Raw genomic sequence first — 20,236 nt, 5'->3', positions numbered from 1 at the left:
AATGAATGGCTCGCCGCGTACGCTGCATTCACTTTCTGCAGCCCGCGACCCGCCCATGAATACGACGACTGCCCTCACACCGCCCAGCCTGCCGACCGGTCTTGCTGCGTCGGTCGCGGTTGCCGGTGCAGCGGCGGCCCTTTCCGGCCTGCCCGGTGTGTCGGCATACGGTTTCGGCTGGCTGCCCCTGGCGGTCTCCCTGGGCATCGTGATTGGCAATCTGTGGCCTTCGCTGCCGTCGCGCGGCGCCGAAGGATTCCGTCTGGCGCGCGGCACCCTGATGCGCGCCGGCATCGCCTTGTACGGACTGCGCATCGGCATCGACGAACTGGGCCGGGTGGGCTGGAGCGGTCTGCTGATGGCGGTGGTCGTTGTGCTCAGCACCCTCGGGCTGGCGCTGGCACTTGGGCGTCGTCTCGGACTCGACCCCGAAGTGGCCGTGCTGGTCGGCTGCGGCAGCGCGATCTGCGGTGCCGCGGCGGTTGCGGCCGCCGACAGCGTGATCGGTGCCCGGGCGCGCCATGTGTCCGCGGCGGTGCTGGCGGTGGTGGTGTTCGGCACGCTGGGCATGTATCTGCTGCCCATTCTCCATCCCCTGACGGGCTTGAGCGATCTGTCCTTCGGCCTGTGGGTGGGGCTGACGGTGCACGAACTCGGCCATGTCGTGGCCGGCGCTGCGGCGGCCGGGCCGGAGGCTGCGGCCAGTGCGCTGGTCGAGAAAATGATGCGCGTGATGTTGCTGGCGCCGGTCGTCATGCTGATCGCTGCCCGATGGCGCAATGGCGGCACGACGGGCTCGTGCAGCCCGGGCGTTCCGCTTTTCCTGTACGGCTTCATCGCAACAATGGCGCTCAATGCGTCCGGTCTGCTGCCGGCGTGGCTGCACGCCCTGGGTGCCGAAGCGGCGCAGGCGCTGCTGGCGGTCGGTCTGGCGGCGCTCGGTGCCAACACCCGGTTGGCCGACATGGCGCTAGCGGGCTGGCGGGTGTGGGCGCTCGCTGCGCTGCTCTGGATATGGCTGTTGCTTGCCGGCTTCGGCCTGGTCAGCCTCGGGGCGCTGTCATGAATGCACGAAAGCAGAGCGCAGATCGTGCCGACGCACCGCTGCGGTCCATGCCGGCGTCGCAGGGCAAGTCCGGGCAGATAAGGCGAAGGCACGGCTGGCAAGGCCTTGCGGTGGAGGGGTGGTTCGCCGGATCACCGGCCCGGCTTTTGCTTGACATGACCTGTCATGACAGGTTTGGCGTCGCACCGACGCGGAATGCGCGCCGCCTGTCCCGCCCGGGAGAACCGATTGGATGCTTCGCTGCTGAACACGCTGTGGCCGGACCGCGACATCGCGAGCTGGGCGGTGATTGCCGGCGCAGTGGTCGCAGGCGGCGTGCTGCGTGGCATGACCGGCTTCGGCGCGGCGCTGCTGATGGCGCCCCTGCTGTCCACGGTGGCGTCGGCGCGCGACACGCTGTGCATCGTCACCTTGCTGAACGCGCTGCCGCTGACTCACGCACTGGCGCCGTCGGTACGCCGGATGGTCGATCACCGCGTGCTGCTGCCCATGCTCGGCGCCGCGTGCTTCGGCATTCCGCTCGGTCTGTGGCTGGTGAGCGTGCTGCCGGCGCGACTGTTCGGGCAGGTGATCGGCTTTGCGGTCATTGCCAGCGCAGCGGTCTTGCTGACCGGCGTACGCCTGGTGCGCGGCCCCAGTCATGCCGGTTCCATCGGAGCGGGACTGTTCAGCGGGTTGCTCACCGGCTTCGGCGGTGTCGGCGGACCGCCGGCCATCCTCTACCTGCTGGGCGTGGAAACCGACAGTCATCGCGCGCGAGCCAGCTTCCTCGTCTACTTCGGATGCCTGTATCCGCTGGCACTGATTGCCATCGTGCTGTCGGGCTTGTTCGGCCTGTCGCTGCTGCTGCAGGGGCTGCTGCTGGCGCCCCTTTTTCATGGCGGCGGCCTGCTCGGCGAGCGCCTTTATCGAGGTCTGGACCCGCGACATTTCCGTCGCGTCGTGCTGTGCCTGCTGATGGCCACCGGTGCGGTCGCGGCCTGGCCGTCGCACGCGACCGCTTTGGTGCAAGCGCCTGTCGCGGTGCAGCAAACCGGTGCGTGCATCACTGCGGGAGATGTGCTTTCAAGTCTGAAAAGTTGATTCAAATCAAAGGTTTATAGATATGTGGTGCGAGGCGGAAAGATTGGCACTGACCTTGCATGACATGACCCGTCATAACAGGTTCCCGAACAGGAGATCGAACATGGCACCCCACCGCAAGCAGATCGCGCCCCCGGGCGCCGCCAAGGTCGCGGATGCGTTGTCACCGGTATCGCAGATGCCGCTGTACACGCAGATCCGCGAAATCCTGCGCCGGCGCATTCTCGACGGCAGCTATCCGCCGCATTCGCAGATGCCGTCCGAGAGCCAGATGATTTCGGCATTCGCCGTCAGCCGCATCACGATCCGGCAGGCATTGGGCGACCTGCAGAAGGAAGGGCTCATCTTCAAGGTGATGGGCAAGGGCAGCTTCGTCGCCAAGCCCAAGGCCTTCCAGAGTCTGTCGCGGCTGCAGGGATTCGGCGAGGCGATGTCCACTTCCGGCTACGAAACCTACTCCCTGCTGCTCAGCGCCAGACAGGTCCCCGCGAGCGCCCTCGTGGCACAGCGGCTGCAGCTCAAGGCGGAGGCGCCGGTGTTCGAAATCCAGCGTCTGCGCTACCTGAACCGCGAACCGATCTCGGTCGACGTGAGCTACTTCCCGCCGGACATCGGCGAGCGGCTCACCCAGGAAGACCTGGCCACCCGCGACATCTTCGTCATTCTCGAAAACGACCTCGGCCGCAACCTCACGCACGCCGACGTGCAGATCGAGGCGATCTCGTCCGACGAGTCGCTTGCCCGCCATCTCGACATCGCCGAGGCCTCGCCGTTGCTGCGCATAGAGCGACTGACCTGGGCCGACGACCGGCCCATCGATTTCGAATTTCTCTATTACCGCGGCGACGCCTTCCAGTACCGCCTGCGCATCGACCGAAGTTGATCCACCACTGGAAAGCAACGCAGGAATTCTTCGTTCGCAGCTGCGCGCCGAAGCGTGACAGTGCAGCCCCAATCAAGGAGAGAACATGAAGCGCATTGACCTGGAATTCGATCTCGTCGTCATCGGCGGCGGGACAGGCGGCCCGATGGCCGCGGTGAAGGCGAAGGAGAAGAACCCGAAGCTGCGCGTGCTGCTGGTCGACAAGGCCAACGTGAAGCGCAGCGGCGCGATCTCGATGGGCATGGACGGCCTGAACAACGCGGTCATTCCGGGCCACGCGACGCCCGAGCAGTACGTCAAGGAAATCACCATCGCCAATGACGGCATCGTCGATCAGGAAGCGGTGATGGCCTACGCCGCGAACAGCTTCGACATGATCAACCAGCTCGATCAGTGGGGCGTCAAGTTCGAGAAGGACGAAACCGGCGACTACGCGGTGCGCAAGGTGCATCACCTCGGCAGTTACGTGCTGCCGATGCCCGAGGGGCATCACATGAAGAAGATCCTCTACCGCCAGTTGAAGAAGGCGCGTGTCGAGGTGACCAACCGGGTGGTCGTGACGCGCGTGCTGACCGGCGCGGACGGGGAAGTGGTGGCCGTCATGGGCTTCGACTGTCGTACCGCCGACACCTATGTCATCCGCACGAAGGCGGCGGTGCTGTGTACCGGTGCGGCCGGGCGCATCGGCCTGCCGGCATCGGGTTATCTGATGGGCACCTACGAAAACCCGACCAACTGCGGTGACGGCCATGCGATGGCTTACCACGCCGGCGCCGATCTGGCCAATCTCGAGTGCTTCCAGATCAATCCCCTGATCAAGGACTACAACGGACCGGCCTGCGCCTACGTGACCGGCCCCTTCGGCGGCTTCACCGCCAACTCCAAGGGCGAGCGCTTCATCGAATGCGACTACTGGAGCGGCCAGATGATGATGGAGTTCTACAACGAACTCGAAGGCGGCAACGGCCCGGTCTTCCTTAAGCTCGACCACCTGGCGGAAGAAACGATCCAGGAGATCGAAACCATCCTGCATACCAACGAGCGGCCCAGCCGCGGTCGCTTCCACGAGAATCGCGGCAACGATTACCGCAAGCAGATGGTGGAGATGCACATTTCGGAAATCGGCTTCTGCAGCGGTCACAGCGCGTCGGGCATCCACACGAACGCGATGGGTGAGACGTCGGTGCCCGGTCTGTATGCCGCCGGCGACTGCGCCAGCGTGCCGCACAACTACATGCTGGGGGCCTTCGTCTACGGTCGGCTGTGCGGCGAGAACGCCGCCGCCTACTGCGCCGGCCACGGCCAGGGCGTGGTCGATGCAGGAGACGTCGCCGCCGAGGAGCGACGCATTCTCGCGCCGCTGGGCCGGACCGACGGGCTGACGCCTTACCAGATCGAGTACAAGACGCGCCGCCTGGTGAATGACTACCTGCAGCCGCCGAAGATCACGCGCAAGTACGAGATCGCACTGCGTCGCTTCGACGAGATCCGCGAAGACGCCGAGTCGATGTTCGCGGCCAACCCGCACGAACTGATGCGTGCGATGGAAGCGCATTCCATTCTCGACTGCGCGGAAATGGCGGCGCGGGCATCGATGTTCCGCACCGAAAGCCGCTGGGGCCTCTACCACTATTTCCTCGATCACCCGGAGCGCGACGACGAGAACTGGTTCTGCCATTCGCTGCTGAGCAAGAGCGCGGAAGGCCGCATGCAGATGCGCAAGAAGGCCATCGAGCCCTACATCGTGCCGATCGACGAGGAAGAGCGCAGCGCCTATCAGCGGCTGCGCGTCGCGCACAACGCCGAAGCCGCCTGACACCCCGATCACATCGCCCGAATCCAGAGGAGTTACGCCATGACCATAGCCACCACGCAGACCCAGGTTCCGGTGAATGTCGATAACGACAAATGCATCGCCGAGAAGGGCTGCACCGTCTGCGTCGATGTCTGTCCGCTCGACGTGCTCGCCATCGACATGCTGACCAAGAAGGCCTTCATGAAATTCGACGAGTGCTGGTACTGCCTGCCGTGCGAGACGGATTGCCCGACCGGTGCAGTCAGCGTGTCGATTCCCTACCTGTTGCGCTGAGGAGCCCGACGATGGATATCCAGAACTGTTCAGTCGCCGAGCGCCTCGGCAGCGCCGACGCCGAAGTGCGGCGCCTTGCCGTGATCGACCTGCCGTACGGCGACGAGGACGACATCGTGCCGCTGCTGCTGCCGCGCCTGGCCGACCCGGACGCATCGGTGCGGACCGAAGCGGTGCGTGCGCTCGAAGGCTACGAAGAGCCCGAGGTGGTTTCGGCGCTGGCCCCGATGCTGCTCGATGCCGATGCCGATGTCCGCGCCGCGGCGGGTGTCGTGCTGTCCGAGCTGAAGGAAAGCGCGTCCGCCGTGCCACTGCTGCCGTTTCTGCGCGGCCACTCGGCCGAGGTGCGCATGCTGGCCCTTCGTGCCGTCCGGGCGCTGCGTGTGCCGGAAGCCTTTGCCCCGGCAATGGAGGCATTGAGTGACACGGACGCCGGCGTGCGGCGCGAGGCGGTCGGTGTGCTCGGCTACCTGCGCATGCCGGAGGCGATCGGTGCGCTGGCCCAGGTGGCGGCGCTCGATGCGGACGCCGACGTGCGGCGCATCGCCATCGGTGCCATCGGCTATTCCAGCGAGGTGAGTGTGCTGCCGGCGCTGACGCGCGGTCTTGCCGACACCTCATGGATGGTGCGCGACGAGGCGGCGCAGACCTTGGGCAAGTTGCGGCTCGGTCTGGCCATTCCCGATCTGATCCGCGCCATGCATGACGAGTACTGGCAGGTGCGCGTGAAAGCCGCGCGCGCGCTCGGTCTGCTGAAGGCGGTCGCAGCGCTGCCGGCGCTGATCGAAGCGCTGACCCACACGATAGGAAACGTGCGCAAGGAAGCCGCCATCGCGCTCGGCGAAATTGCCGACCCGCGTGCGATTCCGGCGCTCGAGGCCGCGCTCGGCGATGCCGATCCCGATGTGCGCAAGCTGTCGCGGCTTGCGCTCACCGCCATCACCCTGGCGCAGAAGTAAGGAGAAAGCCATGACCTATGTCGTGACCGAAGCATGCGTGCGCTGCAAGTACACCGACTGCGTGGATATCTGCCCGGTGGAGTGTTTTCACGAGGGCCCCGAGTTCCTGGTCATCAACCCGGACATCTGCATCGATTGCGGCGTGTGCGTCAGCGAGTGCCCGGTCAGTGCGATCTACGCGCAGGACGATCTGCCCGCGGGGCAGGAAGTGTTCATCGAGCTCAATGCGCGCCTCGCCGCGCAGTGGCCGGTGATCGCCGAGGCGCATGAACCACTCGCCGATGCAGAGGCCTGGGCGGAAGTGAGCGAAAAAAGGCAGTACCTCGACGCCCTTCAGGGCGCATGAACAAGCGGTGGATGGGCTGGGCAGGAGACAGGCTTCCGCAACAACAACCGCAGCAGCACTTCGTCGTTTTTCATTTGACTGACTGGGAGAGGTGAACGCCATGAATGCACTGAATGCAGGTTTCGATCGATTGGCTGCCGCATCGCGCATGCTCGCACTGGGCATGTCCATCGCCGTCTGTGCGCCGGCAGCGCTGGCCGAGGTGATCACGGTGGGAATCGGCACACAGAACACGACGACCAATACCGTGACCGGCGGCATCGTCATCAAGGAAATGGGTCTGCTCGAAAAGCATCTGCCGAAGACCGGCAAGTACAAGGACCTGCAGTTCAAGATCGAGTGGCAGAACTTCACCTCGGGCCCGCCGGTGACCAACGGCATGGTGGCCAACACCCTGCAGATCGGCATGATGGGTGATTATCCGCTGCTGGTGAACGGTGCCACCTTCCAGGCCGGCCCTGAAACGAAGAGCCGGTTGATCGCATTGATCGCCTACAACATCGACGGTGCCGGAAACGGCATGGTGGTGCACAAGGATTCACCGTATTTCCAGTTGTCCGACCTGAAGGGCAAGAAGGTGTCGGTGCCGTTCGGCTCCGCCGCGCACGGCATGCTGCTCAAGGCGATGGAAGACCGCGGCTGGAAGTCGGACTACTGGGAACTGGCGAGTCAGAGCCCCGAGGTCGGCACGTCGAACCTGCAGGAAAAGCGCATCGACGGCCATGCCGACTTCGTGCCGTTCGCCGAGTTGCTGCCCTATCGGGGCTTTGCGCGAAAGATTTTCGACGGCGTCGAAACCAAGGTTCCGACCTTTCATGGCGTGGTGGTACGCGAAGATTTCGCCAGAAAGTATCCGGAATTCGTCGTCGCCTACATCAAGGCGCTGATGGAAGCCAACGACTGGGTGCGCAAGAACCCGGTTGAAGCGGCAACGAAAATCGAGGAATGGACGCGAGTCGAGAAGGAAGTCGCCTACATGTTTCTTGGCCCGGGCGGCGTGCATACGCTGGATCCCACCATCAAGCCGAAGTGGGTCGAAACGGTGAAGTACGACCACGGCGTGCTGAGCCGCATGGGCCGGGTGAAGGAATTCGACGCCGACGCGTGGGTCGATGAAACCTATGTGATGCAGGCCTACAAGGAACTCGGGCTCGACTACGCGGCGCAGAAGGCCGGCTATTCGAGTTATGAAATCTCGGGCACCGACCCCTTGTGCGGCGGCACCATCACGGCGCCGCGCGAGGCGGGTGAGGTGTGGATCGAGGGCGGGGCGCTGACCGCCTACAAATCGGCCAACTGCACGCTGGCGGCGGTCCGCAAGGCAACGGAATCGGGCAAGAAGGTCGGGGTGGCCTTCGTGTTCGATCAGACCTTCAAGATCAAGCTGTTCGCCGACAAGGCCTTCTACTCGCTGGTCAGCAAGGATGGCGCCACGCAGATCGTGCCCTTCCTGCTGAAGAAGGATGCAGAGGCGCATGCCGCCGCCAACGGCGGCAAGGCAGGGCTCTATGCCGATGCACTGGCCGTCGCAACCGTAAGGAAGTGAGCCATGGGAACCGCTATCAGGATTCAGCCCGCGGATGACGTGGGGTCGTTTGCGCCGAAGCAGGACGATGGTGCGACATCGCTGCGTGAGGTGCCGGTCGTGCCCGTCGTCAGGCGCGCGGAACGGTCCGATACAGCGGCTCCCGCGGGCACACTCAGGTCATCGGCATGGTGGCGATTGTTGTGCAGCGAAGGGCCGGCAATGCTGCTGGCCGTCGTTTCCATCGGTCTGCTGATCGGTTTCTGGTACCTGGCGACCGCCTATCGCTGGGATTTCTACATCCGCTTCACGCACATCCCGGGTCCGGTCGAGGTCTATCGCGATGCGCTGGCGCTGTTCGGCGACCCGAAGTTCATGACCAACATCACGATCAGCCTGCGTCGCATCATGTTCGGCTTCGTCGTGGCCACGGTGCTGGGCGTGGGCTTCGGCCTGCTGATCGGACGCTACCGTGCGGCGCGCGGTCTGCTTTTTCCCGCCATGGAAATCCTGCGTCCGATACCGGCCATCGCCTGGGTGCCGATGTCCATCATGCTGTGGCCGACCACCGAAACCAGCATCGTGTTCATCACCTTCCTCGGCGCGTTCTTTCCCATCCTGCTCAACACCATGCACGGGGTGGCGACGATGGACAGCGTGCTGGTGCGGGCGGCGCGCTGCCTGGGGGCCAACGAGTTCGCACTCATGACCCAGGTGGTGCTGCGCGGCGCGATGCCCCACATCTTCACCGGACTGTCCGTGGGCATGGGGGTGGCTTGGGTGTCGCTGATCGCGGCGGAAATGATTTCAGGTCAGTACGGCGTCGGCTACTTCACCTGGGAAGCGTATTCGCTGATCGAGTATTCACACATCGTGATCGGCATGCTGGTCATCGGCGTACTGGGTCTGCTGTGCAGCGGTGCCATCCGCCTGCTGGCCCGGCTCGCCATGCCCTGGCAGGTATCGGTCGGCAAGGAGAACACGCGATGAACGCCACTTCCGTCCCGGGCAAGGGTCACATCGAAATCCGCGATGTCTGCGTCCGCTTCACCCAGAACGGTGTGCCGCTCGATGCGGTGAGCGAGGTGTCGCTCGACGTGAAGCCGGGTGAATTCGTATCCATCGTCGGGCCGTCCGGATGCGGCAAATCGACCTTGCTCAACATTGTCGCGGGTTTCCTGAAGCCGCATCAGGGCATCGTTTCGGTCGATGGCTCGCCGGTCGGCGGCCCGGGGGCGGACCGCGGCGTCGTGTTCCAGCAGTATTCGCTGTTTCCATGGCTGCGCGTGCGGGAGAACGTCGAATTCGGCCTGAAGATGAAAGGCGTCAGCCGCAGCGCGCGCGAAACAAAAGCGCGCACGCTGCTCGGGCTGGCGGGCCTGCTGTCGTTCGAGAATCACTACCCGGAGCAATTGTCCGGCGGCATGAAGCAGCGCGTCGGCATCGTGCGCGCGCTGGCCACCAGTCCGCAGGTGATGCTGATGGACGAGCCCTTCGGAGCGCTCGACTCGCAGACGCGCGTGGTGATGCAGGAAATCCTGACCAATATGTGGCAGCAGTTGCAGCTGTCGGTGCTGTTCATCACCCACGACATCGAAGAGGCCATCTTCCTGTCTGACAAGATCTATGTGATGACCGCGCGCCCGGGTCGCATCAAGGCGGAAATCCCGGTGCCGCTGCCGCGACCGCGCACACCTGAAATGACCTCGTCGCCGACCTTTGTCGCGCTGCACCGTCAGTTGAAGGCGCTCATTCGCGAAGAAAGTCTCGCGGCAATGGGCGGTGAGCTGAAGGAGGGCGGTCTGGCCGGGCACGACTGGCACGTCGGCGCCGAAGGCGTGGGAGCGATGCTGTGAGTGCGCTGCCACGGAGCGTCACCTTACTCAGCGCGTCGCGGCTGCTGCGCATCGAGTGGGATGACGACAGCGCCAGCGCGCTCCCCCATGCACTGCTGCGCGCGCGCTGCCGCTGCGCTTTCTGCACGAAGGCGGCGCGCGCCGGTGCGCCACCGGAGGACTGCAGCGAAGTCGCGCTGACCGAGGCGCACGCAATGGCGGGTACCGGCCTGAACCTCGTGTTCTCCGACGGCCACCGGCGCGGCATCTATCCGTGGGCCTATCTGCGCGAACTGGGTGCGCTGAGCGAAGCCGGGGACGTCGCATCGTGAACGTGCGGGTAGCGGTGTAGCGGTCGATGACACCGTGAAGGTGGTCGTGTCGTGCCGCGTCGTCGCCTGTCAGGACACGCGGTGAACCGCTCGCCAGGGGCGCGGACCGTGCCGCGCTCGTCGATACCGCCGCCGCCCCGGGCATTGAAGCTCGTGCCCGGAGCGCGCGGGGAGCGGCTGAAGGAGCCGTCGGAAATGCTGCAGTCGAAATCCTCGTGCTGGCAGCAATTGACGCGTTATGGGAAAGTTGTCGGAGCGGCTTCAGCGGGCGGGGCGCCCACCTGCGTCGTGCCGCAGTCGCGGATCATCCGGATCTGCCGCAATCAGGGTTCAAGTCGAATCAACCGATTGCCGACATCAAGACCATATGTTTCTTACGGGATTCCTTCAGGCACACCATGAAAATACTGCTGGTTGAGGACAGCCGCGCCATCGTGGCGGTGATGTCTGTGCGGCTTTCGTCTTTCGGCCACGAGGTCACCGTGGCAGAGAACGGCGAGATTGCGCTGGCGTTATTCATTGAGCAGGCGCCCGACCTGATCCTGATGGACATCGAAATGCCGGTGATGAACGGTTTCGAAGCCACGGCGCGGATCCGCGCGATCGAGACGACACAGGACTGGGCGTGGACACCCATCCTGTTCCTCACGGCATCGGATACACGGGAGAACCTTGTCACGGCGATCGAAGCCGGCGGCGATGATTTCATCGTCAAATCGGTATCGGAAGACGTTCTGCAGGCAAAGATGAAGGCGATGGCGCGCATCGCGGCGCTGCGCAGCCGGTTGACGGTGGCGAACCGGCTGCTGCTCGAACAGGCCAGCCGCGACGGCCTGACCGGTCTGTATAACCGGCGCTATATGGACATGAAGCTGGATCTGGCCTGGAGCGAGGCGAAACGCGACAGCACCTCTTTCGGTCTGCTGATGCTCGACATCGACCACTTCAAGAAATACAACGACCATTACGGTCATCTCGCCGGCGACGATTGCCTGCGCAAGGTGGCCGGTACGATCGGATCGGTGGTCGATCGATATCGCGCCGAACGCGAAGCCGCCAGCCCGTTTGCCGCCCGTTACGGCGGCGAGGAGTTCGCGGTCGTGATGCCGCTGGCTACGCGCGAGCTTTACCACGGACTTGCAGGCGCCCTGCTCGACGCGGTGCGAGGCATCGCGGTGTCGCATCAACACAACGCCGACTGGGGTATCGTGACCCTTTCGATCGGCGGCGCTTTCGTGATGCAGGCGGACGACACACTGGCGACGCTTTTCCGCGCGGCCGACGAACGCCTTTACATCGCCAAGGAACGTGGACGCAACGGCTGCGTGCTCAGCTGAGCGAAATTTTCAGGATCGCATCGATCAGTGCGCGATAACGCGCGTGCTCATGCAGTCCGGTCACCCATGCCGGCGGCACTTGAGCCATGCCGCCCTGGGCGCCGAGCAGTGCGCCGAGCACGACGCCGCGGTGGCAGTTGTCTCCGCCCAGCTTAGCGTTTGAAATCAGTCCCGCGCGCAGATCAGACCCGTATTTCACGGCCAGGAAGAGCGTCGCCGGCAGTGAATCTTCCAGATAGCAGGCCGGGCTGAACTGAGCGCCGACGACTTCGTCGTCCGGGCGCGTGGGCACCCAGGAGCGGTACGGCCACGTCAGCGCAGTGTGCGCAGCGCCGCCCGCGCGCTCGATGGCGTCATCGAGCGGCGCGCCCTGCAGCAGGAAATACATCAGGTCCGCGAATACTTTCGCCGCCTCGGCGGCGACCGGTCCCTTGTGCGTCAGATCGATGTGCGACGCCACGGCATCGTGCATCGCGTGACGGTTGGCCGCGTGGAACAGGATGAGCGGTGTCAGCGTCGCCAGACCGCCGATGTGGATGTCCTCGATGCCGCAATGGTCCAGTTCGCGGCCTTCGGCATAGTGCTTGAAGAAGGCGCGGTGGTATTCCTCGACGTAGGTATCGCCATGCGTGCCGGGCGTCAGCATGAAGTCCAGGTAGCGGCGCGCAAAATCATCGCGGTCGTACTGGCCGCATTCGACCAGCGACTCGGCAAGCAGTGCGGCGAGCCGGATGTTCAGCGTGTTTTCGCCGGCGTGCAGGAACTGGTGGTAATGAATGCCGCGCGGCCCGCCCCAGAAGCGGGCCTGGTCATGCAGGATGTCGTCGGTCGCGTCGGTGTGCCGGTACGTGCTGCGCCACAGGATGCTGTCCGGGTGCGGATTGTGCGGCGCCATGTAGTGGTCGATCTCGCCATAGTCGGCGGCGATGCGGCTGCGCGTGTAATACCAGTGCACCGGCATGGCCAGTGCGTCGCCGATGAAGCTGGCCCACCAGGCCGCTTCGAGGCGCGAGTGATCGATCATGATTGCTGCTCCTTGTGGACCGCTGTGCGTTCAGGCATTTCGCCGGCCGGTTGGTTGCATGAGGGGGCCGAGCGTCGACGAAGCAGCGCGGCGACGGTGATGCACAGCGTCAGCCACGCGGAGCCGGATGCGAAACCCGCCATCACATCGCTCGCGTAATGCACGTGCAGCACGACGCGGCTCAGCGCGGTCACGAGCGCGATGGCGACGGCGCTCAGCAGCACCGGCAGATGCCAGCGCGCCGGCATCAACTGCATCAATATCCAGGCCGCCATGCCGTACGCCACCAGCGTGCCCGAGCTGTGACCGCTCGGGAAGCTCCAGCTGGTTTCCCAGGTCTGGCCGTGTTCGTGCAATGGACGCACGCGCGCGAACATCGCCTTCAAGGAGTGATTCAGCAGCGAATTGCCGCCGATGGCCGCCACCAGCGCAGCGGCGAGCAGACGCTCCCTGCCCGCCAGCAGCGCTGCTGCACCCGCGATGCACAGCCCGGTCAGCACGATGGTGTCGCCAAAGTGCGTAAAGAGGGCGAACACACGCAGCGCGCCGGCGGACTGATGTGCCGCCATGGCATCGGCCAGCGCGTGGTCGAGGCGCACCAGATCGCCGTCGGCAGACACCGCGGAGGCGATCGCGATGAACAGCAACAGCGCGCACAGCAGGCAGACGGCGCCGGTCGTCGCGATCTGCGCCGGGGTGCGGCTGCCGGTTGGCCACAGGCGGCGGGCGGTGGCTTGACCGGCGAGTGCCAGTGCGAAGGCAACACCGAGCGCACCCAGGCAGAGCGGCACCGCATGCTGCGCGATGAAGTCGGCCAGCGGCTGCGGGTCGGCAAGCAAGGCATTCATCGATGGCTCAGCGGTGCGCATCCAGCGCCAGCGCGCTCAGCGCGCCAGGCTCGAAGCAATCGCTTTCCGCGCAGTAGTCCCAGCGCTCAACAACAGCAGTACGCGCGCCACGCAGCCTGGTCGCGCGGATCAGATTGACCGAGTTGCCGGCTTCCTGTCGCGTGCGCTCAGATACGGCCGTACCGGCCTGAACGGCCCACGCGGTGCGCAGGCCGTCGCCGTCGAGCCGGCGCACGAAGGGCAGGTGGATGTGGCCGCCCAGAATGAGATCGGCGCCGGCGGCCCGCCAGCGGACGACCGCCTCGCGATGGCCGTGCACGCGGTTGTGCTTTTCGTCGGGTCGGCTCACCGCCACCGGGTGATGCAGCATGACGATGCGCAGTGCGTCGGCCGGTGCGCCGTCGAGCGCGCGCGCGACCGCTTCGATCTGATCGGCCGACAGTTCGCCATCGACATGGCGGTAGGCGCGCGTCGAATCGACGCTGACGATGCGCACGCCTTCGGCATCGAACACCGCATCGTGCGCAGCGCCGAAGGCGCGCCGGTAGCTGCGGTAGGGCACCAGCAGACGCTCGAAGACGTTGAACAGTGCGATGTCGTGATTGCCGGGCAGGGTGACCTGCGCCGCAATGCCCAGGCTGTCGACGAAGGTGCGCGCAGCGGCAAACTGGCTGGCGCGCGCGCGCTGCGTGATGTCGCCCGACAGCAGCAGCACGCCGGGCCGCTGCGCCTGCGCCAGCCGGCGCAGGGCGTCGCACACCGCCGGGCGTTCCACGCCGAAATGGGTGTCGGAAATCTGCATCAGCAGTGCGCTCATGCCGTCGGGCCCCGCGGCACGATGAGATTCAGCGCGTCCGGCAGCGCCTCGAAATGCAGCGGCGTATTCATCCAGGCAACTTCGCCGTCGGTGGCCACCTTGATGTGCCGGCGCCGGCGCGAACTCAGGTTGATCGATCGGAAACTGAAATTGACCACGCGGTCTGCGTCGCCCAGTCGACCCAGCGCACCGCGCACCAGCAGCCACAGCATGGCCAGCTTGCCGGTCGGGCGCAGCGTGATGCCGGCCAGCCTGCCGCGGGCGAGGTCCGACGCCTCGGGCAGGCCAAGTTGTTCCAGCTGCAGACGGTTGTTGCCGACGAACAGCGTCACCGTACGGATGGTGCGCCGCGCGCCGCCGTGTTCAATGTCCAGCGTCAGTCGGCGATGTTCGCGCAGCAGCGTCAGCAGGCCGGCCCAGAAAGCGACGAGGCGGCTGCGGCCAAGCTGTCGTTTCCACTCCTCGCGGTTTTCCAGCAGCGCCGGATACAGGCCAAGACTGGCGTTCACCAGGAACACCCGGTCATTCACCCGCCCCACCTGCACCGGCCGCACCTCGCCGTCGAGCAGCAGTCGTACGGCGGCTTCGGTGTCGGCCGGAATGCCGTGTTCGCGGCTGAAGTAGTTGAACGTGCCCTGTGGGACCACGCCAAAGGTCAGACCGCTGCCCAGCATCGCCTGGGCAACGGTATTGATCGTGCCATCGCCGCCTGCCGCAACGACGATGCCTTGTTCGGCGCCCGCCCGTGCCACGGCGTCGCGCGCCAGTTCGGGCAGCGTCTGTCCCGATTCGACCATCAGGATGTGGTGCGTACGACCGGCGGCGGTCAACACCGCAGCGATGGTGGCGCAGGTCTGCGCGGCATCGCTGCTGCCGGAGGCGGCGTTGAGCACGATGAAAAGCGGCGCGGCCTGCGACGAAAGCGGGGGGGACATCGGATGTACCGGGTGCGGGTTGGAACCCGGGAATCTCACATGATAGGGAAGCCGCTGAGCTTAATCAGCCGGACGATGCTGACAGACGCCGCCGTGAGATTTCGTAGGCCTGCAGCGCCGACATGGCCAGGTCGAGCAGTGGAGTCGGCAGCGCGAACTCTGCAGCACGCTCTATCAGATTGCCGAACACGTGGTCCGCTTCAGTGGGTGCGCCGCGCAGCATGTCGCGCAGCATCGATGCCGTCAGCGACGAGCCGGTTTCGGTCAGTTGGGCCCGATAGCCGGCCAGACGGCTGGCGGAGGGTGCATGCCCGCAGGAAGCCGCAATGGTCGCGCTTTCTTGCAGCATGCCTTCGATGAGCGCCCGGCCGGCGCGCGTAGCGAGAATGTCGCCGATGGTCGCCCGCATCAGGCAGGTGGTGCCGGCCAGAACACTGATGAAAACCAGCTTGTCCCACATGTCCTGTTCGATGTCGGGGGAAACGGTGTAGTCGGGCGACATGCGTGTGATCAGCGCGCCGAGCCAGTCAAACGCTGGCGGGGCGGGCTCGGTGCGCGCCCCGATGATCAGGCGCTGTGTTGCATTCAGGTGGCGGATGGCACCCGTCTCGTCCGCCGTGAGCGCCAGATGCGCGACGCCGCCTGCCACGCGCACGCGACCGAAGCGCGCGTCAAGCCGGTCAAGGTGCGCAATGCCATTGAGCAGCGGCACGACGACGCTGTGTGGTCCGACTGCAGGTGTGATGGCATCAATCGCCGAGACGAGGTCGTAGGCCTTGCACGACAGCAGCACCAGATCGAAATGATCGCCGTCGTCCACGGCCGTCAGCAGTTCGGGTGTCACCTCGACATCGCCGAGCGGGCTGAACACGCGCAGCCCACGGTCGTGCAGCACGCGCGCCCGCGCAGGGCGCACCAGAAAACGCACGTCGGCGCCCGCTTGCTGAAGTCGCGCCCCGAAATAGCCGCCGATGCCGCCGGCACCGAGTATCAGCATGCGCATGGTTGTTCTCCCGTCGATCCCGCTGCGTGAATGTACGCGCTCGGCCCGTCAATTTGTTCACCGGTCGGCGCACCGCAGCGCCGTAGGTCCTGCACGACCCGCCCGGCTTTTCGCTTCTTTCGCATCGGTGGATCGACATGGATCGCCACATTCCGTTCAGGCGCCAGCCATGAATCACCGTGTTGCGCGCCTGAGCGGGAGCCGGGCCGATGTGTCTGCCCAGCGATCTGCATGTTGGCGCGCCTTGCGATCGACACAGTTGTTGTTGGGCATCGCCTGCGGCTCACCCCAACCTACGGCTCCGTCCCGGTCCATCAAGTGAATCAGTCCGTCGTAGGTTGGGCTGAGCCGCAGGCGATGCCCAACGCCGTCCGGTGCAGTCGCGCAGTCGGGTGAATCAGCGCGTCGTAGGTTGGGGTGAGCCGCAGGCGATGCCCAACACCGTCCGTTGCAGTCGCGCGGTCGGGTGAATCAGCGCCCCGTAGGTTGGGCTGAGCCGCAGGCGATGCCCAACGCCGTCCTTCGGCCTGAGCGGGTGCATCATCGACGGGGGCTCGTTGGGCATCGCCGTTGGCTCAGCCCAAGCTGCAAGGTCGCGGCGGCTGTGTGATCGGGCGAATCCGTCGACACGCCTGGACGATCGCTTCAGCCGGTCAGCTTCTTCATCAACTCGCGCACGCCCGCCACGCGGGCGTCCAGATCGACGCTCGATCGCTTCCACGACAGCCGGTCCTGCCCGGCCAGCTTGAAGTTCCGGTCCTTCTGCACGAGCTGGATGATGCGGATCGGCTCGATCGGCGGGTTGGGTACGAAGGTGACCAGGATCTGCGTGTCGTGCGCGTCGATCTTGGTGATGCCGAGCGGTTTTGCGGCGATGCGCAGGCGGTGCGTTTCGAGCAGGGCGCGCGTCTGGTCGGGCATCTGGCCGAAGCGGTCGACCAGTTCTTCGCGCAGCGCCGACACCTCGTCGACCGTTTCGCAGTTGGCCAGGCGTTTGTACAGCGTCAGGCGCTCGTGCACGTCCGGACAGTAGGCGGTCGGCAGCAGCGCCGGCGTGTGCAGGTTGATTTCCGACACGATGTCGAGTGGCTGCGTGAGGTCGGCGTCTTCGCCCTTCTGCAGCGACTTGACCGCGCTCTTGAGCATGTCGGTGTAGAGGTTGAAGCCGATTTCCTGCATTTCGCCGGATTGCGATTCGCCCAGCACCTCGCCGGCGCCGCGGATTTCCAGGTCGTGCATCGCGAGATAGAAGCCCGATCCCAGCTCTTCCATCATCGTGATGGCTTCCAGCCGGCGGCGACCCTGTTCGGTCGGCTTGGCGTGCGCGTCGGTCAGCAGGTAGGCGTAGGCCTGGTGGTGGCTGCGGCCGACCCGGCCGCGCAACTGATGCAGCTGGGCGAGACCGAAGCGGTCGGCGCGATTGATGATGATGGTGTTGGCGTTCGGGTTGTCGATGCCGGTTTCGATGATGGTCGTGCACAGCAGCAGGTTGTGCCGGCGCTGCGTGAATTCGCGCATCACGCGCTCCAGCTCGCGCTCGGGCAACTGGCCGTGGCCGATGACGATGCGCGCCTCGGGCAGCAGGTCGGCGAGTCTTGAACCCATCTCTTCGATGGTGTCGACCTCGTTGTGCAGGAAATACACCTGCCCGCCGCGCTTGAATTCGCGCAGCACCGCCTCGCGGATCAGGCCGCGCGACCACGGGCTGACGAAGGTCTTGATGGCCAGCCGCTTCTGCGGCGCGGTGGCAATGACCGAAAAATCGCGGATGCCTTCGAGCGACATGGCCAGCGTGCGCGGGATCGGCGTCGCGGTCAGCGTCAGCACGTCGACCTCGGCGCGCAGCGACTTCAGCGCCTCCTTCTGGCGCACGCCGAAGCGGTGTTCCTCGTCGATGATGACGAGGCCCAGGCGGGCGAAGCTCACGTCCTTCTGCAGCAGGCGGTGCGTGCCGATCAGCACGTCGATCTTGCCTTCGGCGGCTTCCTTCAGCGCCTGCGTCTGTTCCTTCGCGCTCTTGAAGCGCGAGATTTCGGCGATGCGTGCGGGCCATTCGTGCGCCACCTGGGCGAAGCGATCGCTGAAGGTCTGGTAGTGCTGTTCGGCCAGCAGCGTGGTCGGTGCCAGCACGGCCACCTGCTTGCCGTCGGCCACCGCGACGAAGGCGGCGCGCAGCGCGACTTCGGTCTTGCCGAAGCCGACGTCGCCGCACACCAGGCGGTCCATCGGCCGGCCGGACGTCATGTCGCCGACCACCGCGTTGATCGCGCCCATCTGGTCCGGCGTTTCCTCGAAGCCGAAACCTTCGGCGAAGGCATCCATGTCGTGTTGCTTGAAACCGAAGGTATGGCCCTTGCGCGCCGAGCGCTGGGCGTACAGCGCCAGCAGTTCGGCGGCGGTGTCGCGCACCTGGGCGGCGGCGCGCTTCTTCGCCTTGTCCCACTGGCCGGAACCGAGCTTGTGCAGATGCACCTGGTCGCCCGGCGCGCCGCTGTAGCGGCTGATCTGGTGCAGCTGCGACACCGGCACATACAGCTTGTCGCCGTCGGCGTATTCCAGATGCAGGAACTCTGTTTCGCCTTCGCCCAGATCCATGTGGGTCAGGCCGATGTAGCGCCCGATGCCGTGCTGCAGATGCACCACCGGATCGCCGATCTTCAGCTCGGTCAGGTCGCGCAGGAAGTTCTCGGCGGTGACCTTGCGGCCGTCGCGCTTGCCGCGCGAACGCGCCTGCGTCGGGTACAGCTCGGTTTCGGTCACCAGCGCGATCGCGGGTGATGACAGCGCAAAGCCCTCGACCAGCGGACCGATGGCAACCGTCAGGGCGGCGTCTGCGGCGATGGCGGCGTCGAAGCCATCGACCGGCGCACTCGCCAGCCCGTATTCGGCGAAGTAGTCGATCAGCGTTTCGCGTCGCCCGGCCGATTCGGCGATCACCACGACGCGCTGTGCCGCGACCTGCGCGCGCAGCCGGTGCAGCGGGTCGGCCGCCTTCCGCTCGATGCCCAGCTCCGGCAAGGGCGACGCACCCGCCGACGTGTCCGGTGCGCCGCGCCCGAGACGCACGATGGCGCGATTGGCCAGCGAAACGTGGAACTGTTCTTCCGACAGAAACAGCTCGGCCGGCGGCAGGATGGGGCGCGCACGTTCGCCTTTCATCAGGTCGAAGCGGCTCTTCGTGTCGCGCCAGAAGTCGCCGATCGCGTCATTCACCTCGGCGTCGAGCGCCACCAGCGCGTTGACCGGCAGATAGTCGAACAGCGTGTCGGTGTGTTCGAAGAACAGCGGAATGTAGTACTCGATGCCGGCCGTCGGTACGCCGTTGGACACATCCTTGTAGATGACCGACTTCGAAGGGTCACCCTCGAACGCTTCGCGGAAGCGCGAGCGGAAGGCGGTGCGCGCCTTGTCGTCCATCGGGAATTCGCGCGCCGGCAGCAGGCGGATTTCCTTGGTCGGGAACACGGTGCGCTGGGTGTCCACGTCGAACGTGCGGATGCTTTCCACTTCGTCATCGAACAGGTCGATGCGGTAGGGCAGGGCGGCGCCCATCGGATACAGGTCGACCAGACCGCCGCGCACGCTGTATTCGCCCGGCGCCACCACCTGGGTCACCGGGCCGTAGCCGGCCACCGTCAGCTGCAGGCGCAGGCGCTCGACGTCGAGCTTTTCGCCCTGCTTGACGAAGAAGGTGTGGGCGGCGAGGTATTCGCGTGGCGCCAGCCGGTACAGCGCGGTCGAGGCCGGCACGACCAGCACGTCCAGTTCGCCGCGCATCAGCGCGTAAAGCGTTTCCAGTCGCTCGGACACCAGGTCGTTGTGCGGCGAGAACTGGTCGTATGGCAGGGTTTCCCAGTCCGGCAGCTGGAAGCTGCGCAGCGTCGGCGCGAACCAGCGCAGTTCGTCGACCAGACGCTGTGCGTCCATAGGCCGTGCAGCGACGACGACCAGCGGCGCACCGGCGTCTTTCGCAAGTCCCGCGAGCGCGAGCGCCTGGGCACCACCGGGCAGCGGCGGCCAATCGATGCGGCTGGCCGGGCGCGGGCGTGACAGGGCTTTCAGGAGGGAGGGCGATGTAGTCATGGGCAGCTGGGAACACTGCGGTACGCCAAGGTTCGCGCACCGAGAAAAAGCTTGAGGACGCCGGGCGGCGA

Annotated in this window: 18 protein-coding genes; 12 read left to right on the top strand and 6 right to left on the bottom strand. The window is 65.6% G+C overall.

Annotation, left to right across the window (positions count from 1 at the left end):
- The first annotated feature begins 55 nt into the window (after positions 1-55).
- From Q8Q80_RS11070 to Q8Q80_RS11015, 12 genes are all read left to right on the top strand, one after another.
- Complete coding sequence (locus Q8Q80_RS11070) at positions 56-1,066, top strand: YeiH family protein (protein WP_305632962.1); 1,011 nt, start codon at positions 56-58, stop codon at positions 1,064-1,066.
- Between the two features lie 228 nt (positions 1,067-1,294).
- Positions 1,295-2,149 carry a sulfite exporter TauE/SafE family protein gene (locus Q8Q80_RS11065; protein WP_305632961.1) on the top strand — a complete coding sequence of 285 codons (855 nt, stop codon included), beginning with the start codon at positions 1,295-1,297 and terminating at the stop codon, positions 2,147-2,149.
- 103 nt (positions 2,150-2,252) lie between these two features.
- Positions 2,253-3,032 (top strand): GntR family transcriptional regulator, encoded by a 780-nt coding sequence (locus Q8Q80_RS11060; RefSeq protein WP_305632960.1) that lies wholly within the window; start codon positions 2,253-2,255, stop codon positions 3,030-3,032.
- A gap of 85 nt (positions 3,033-3,117) precedes the next feature.
- Positions 3,118-4,848, top strand: a complete 1,731-nt coding sequence (locus Q8Q80_RS11055) for a fumarate reductase/succinate dehydrogenase flavoprotein subunit (protein WP_257096972.1) — start codon at positions 3,118-3,120, stop codon at positions 4,846-4,848.
- Between the two features lie 39 nt (positions 4,849-4,887).
- Positions 4,888-5,121 carry a ferredoxin family protein gene (locus Q8Q80_RS11050; protein ID WP_069040201.1) on the top strand — a complete coding sequence of 78 codons (234 nt, stop codon included), beginning with the start codon at positions 4,888-4,890 and terminating at the stop codon, positions 5,119-5,121.
- Between the two features lie 11 nt (positions 5,122-5,132).
- Positions 5,133-6,080, top strand: a complete 948-nt coding sequence (locus tag Q8Q80_RS11045) for a HEAT repeat domain-containing protein (RefSeq protein ID WP_305632959.1) — start codon at positions 5,133-5,135, stop codon at positions 6,078-6,080.
- A 10-nt stretch (positions 6,081-6,090) separates the two neighbouring features.
- Complete coding sequence (fdxA, locus tag Q8Q80_RS11040; protein WP_305632958.1) at positions 6,091-6,426, top strand: ferredoxin FdxA; 336 nt, start codon at positions 6,091-6,093, stop codon at positions 6,424-6,426.
- 100 nt (positions 6,427-6,526) lie between these two features.
- A complete protein-coding gene (locus Q8Q80_RS11035; protein ID WP_305632957.1) occupies positions 6,527-7,972 on the top strand; it encodes an ABC transporter substrate-binding protein in 1,446 nt (481 codons plus the stop codon).
- 201 nt (positions 7,973-8,173) lie between these two features.
- Positions 8,174-8,941 (top strand): ABC transporter permease, encoded by a 768-nt coding sequence (locus Q8Q80_RS11030; RefSeq protein WP_305632956.1) that lies wholly within the window; start codon positions 8,174-8,176, stop codon positions 8,939-8,941.
- Positions 8,938-9,807 carry an ABC transporter ATP-binding protein gene (locus Q8Q80_RS11025; RefSeq protein ID WP_305632955.1) on the top strand — a complete coding sequence of 290 codons (870 nt, stop codon included), beginning with the start codon at positions 8,938-8,940 and terminating at the stop codon, positions 9,805-9,807. Before Q8Q80_RS11030 ends, Q8Q80_RS11025 begins: the two co-directional genes overlap by 4 nt.
- Positions 9,804-10,118 carry a DUF971 domain-containing protein gene (locus tag Q8Q80_RS11020; protein WP_305632954.1) on the top strand — a complete coding sequence of 105 codons (315 nt, stop codon included), beginning with the start codon at positions 9,804-9,806 and terminating at the stop codon, positions 10,116-10,118. The genes Q8Q80_RS11025 and Q8Q80_RS11020 overlap by 4 nt, the downstream gene beginning before the upstream one ends.
- A gap of 398 nt (positions 10,119-10,516) precedes the next feature.
- A complete protein-coding gene (locus Q8Q80_RS11015) occupies positions 10,517-11,455 on the top strand; it encodes a diguanylate cyclase (protein WP_305632953.1) in 939 nt (312 codons plus the stop codon).
- On the opposite strand, the gene Q8Q80_RS11010 is transcribed toward Q8Q80_RS11015, so the two are convergent.
- The 6 genes from Q8Q80_RS11010 to mfd form a co-directional block, all read right to left on the bottom strand.
- Positions 11,448-12,479: an ADP-ribosylglycohydrolase family protein gene (locus Q8Q80_RS11010; protein WP_305632952.1), complete on the bottom strand. Its 1,032-nt coding sequence runs from the start codon at positions 12,477-12,479 to the stop codon at positions 11,448-11,450. The genes Q8Q80_RS11015 and Q8Q80_RS11010 overlap by 8 nt on opposite strands.
- Positions 12,476-13,327, bottom strand: a complete 852-nt coding sequence (locus tag Q8Q80_RS11005) for a phosphatase PAP2 family protein (protein WP_305632951.1) — start codon at positions 13,325-13,327, stop codon at positions 12,476-12,478. Before Q8Q80_RS11005 ends, Q8Q80_RS11010 begins: the two co-directional genes overlap by 4 nt.
- Positions 13,328-13,334: 7 nt before the next feature.
- On the bottom strand, positions 13,335-14,144 hold the full coding sequence (locus Q8Q80_RS11000) for a metallophosphoesterase (RefSeq protein WP_305632950.1): 810 nt from the start codon (positions 14,142-14,144) through the stop codon (positions 13,335-13,337).
- Positions 14,141-15,079, bottom strand: coding sequence for a diacylglycerol kinase family protein (locus Q8Q80_RS10995; protein ID WP_305632949.1), 939 nt, complete (start codon positions 15,077-15,079; stop codon positions 14,141-14,143). The genes Q8Q80_RS11000 and Q8Q80_RS10995 overlap by 4 nt, the downstream gene beginning before the upstream one ends.
- Before the next feature lie 64 nt (positions 15,080-15,143).
- Positions 15,144-16,082: a ketopantoate reductase family protein gene (locus Q8Q80_RS10990; RefSeq protein WP_305632948.1), complete on the bottom strand. Its 939-nt coding sequence runs from the start codon at positions 16,080-16,082 to the stop codon at positions 15,144-15,146.
- A gap of 645 nt (positions 16,083-16,727) precedes the next feature.
- Entirely contained in the window at positions 16,728-20,165 is a 3,438-nt protein-coding gene (gene mfd / locus Q8Q80_RS10985; RefSeq protein WP_305632947.1) for a transcription-repair coupling factor, read from the bottom strand.
- Between the last annotated feature and the right edge of the window lie 71 nt (positions 20,166-20,236).

This window comes from Methyloversatilis sp., from assembly GCF_030698125.1.
Lineage (GTDB): Bacteria > Pseudomonadota > Gammaproteobacteria > Burkholderiales > Rhodocyclaceae > Methyloversatilis.
The sequence above is the reverse complement of the archived record's forward strand: the minus strand, read 5'-3'. Positions and strand labels throughout refer to the sequence as shown.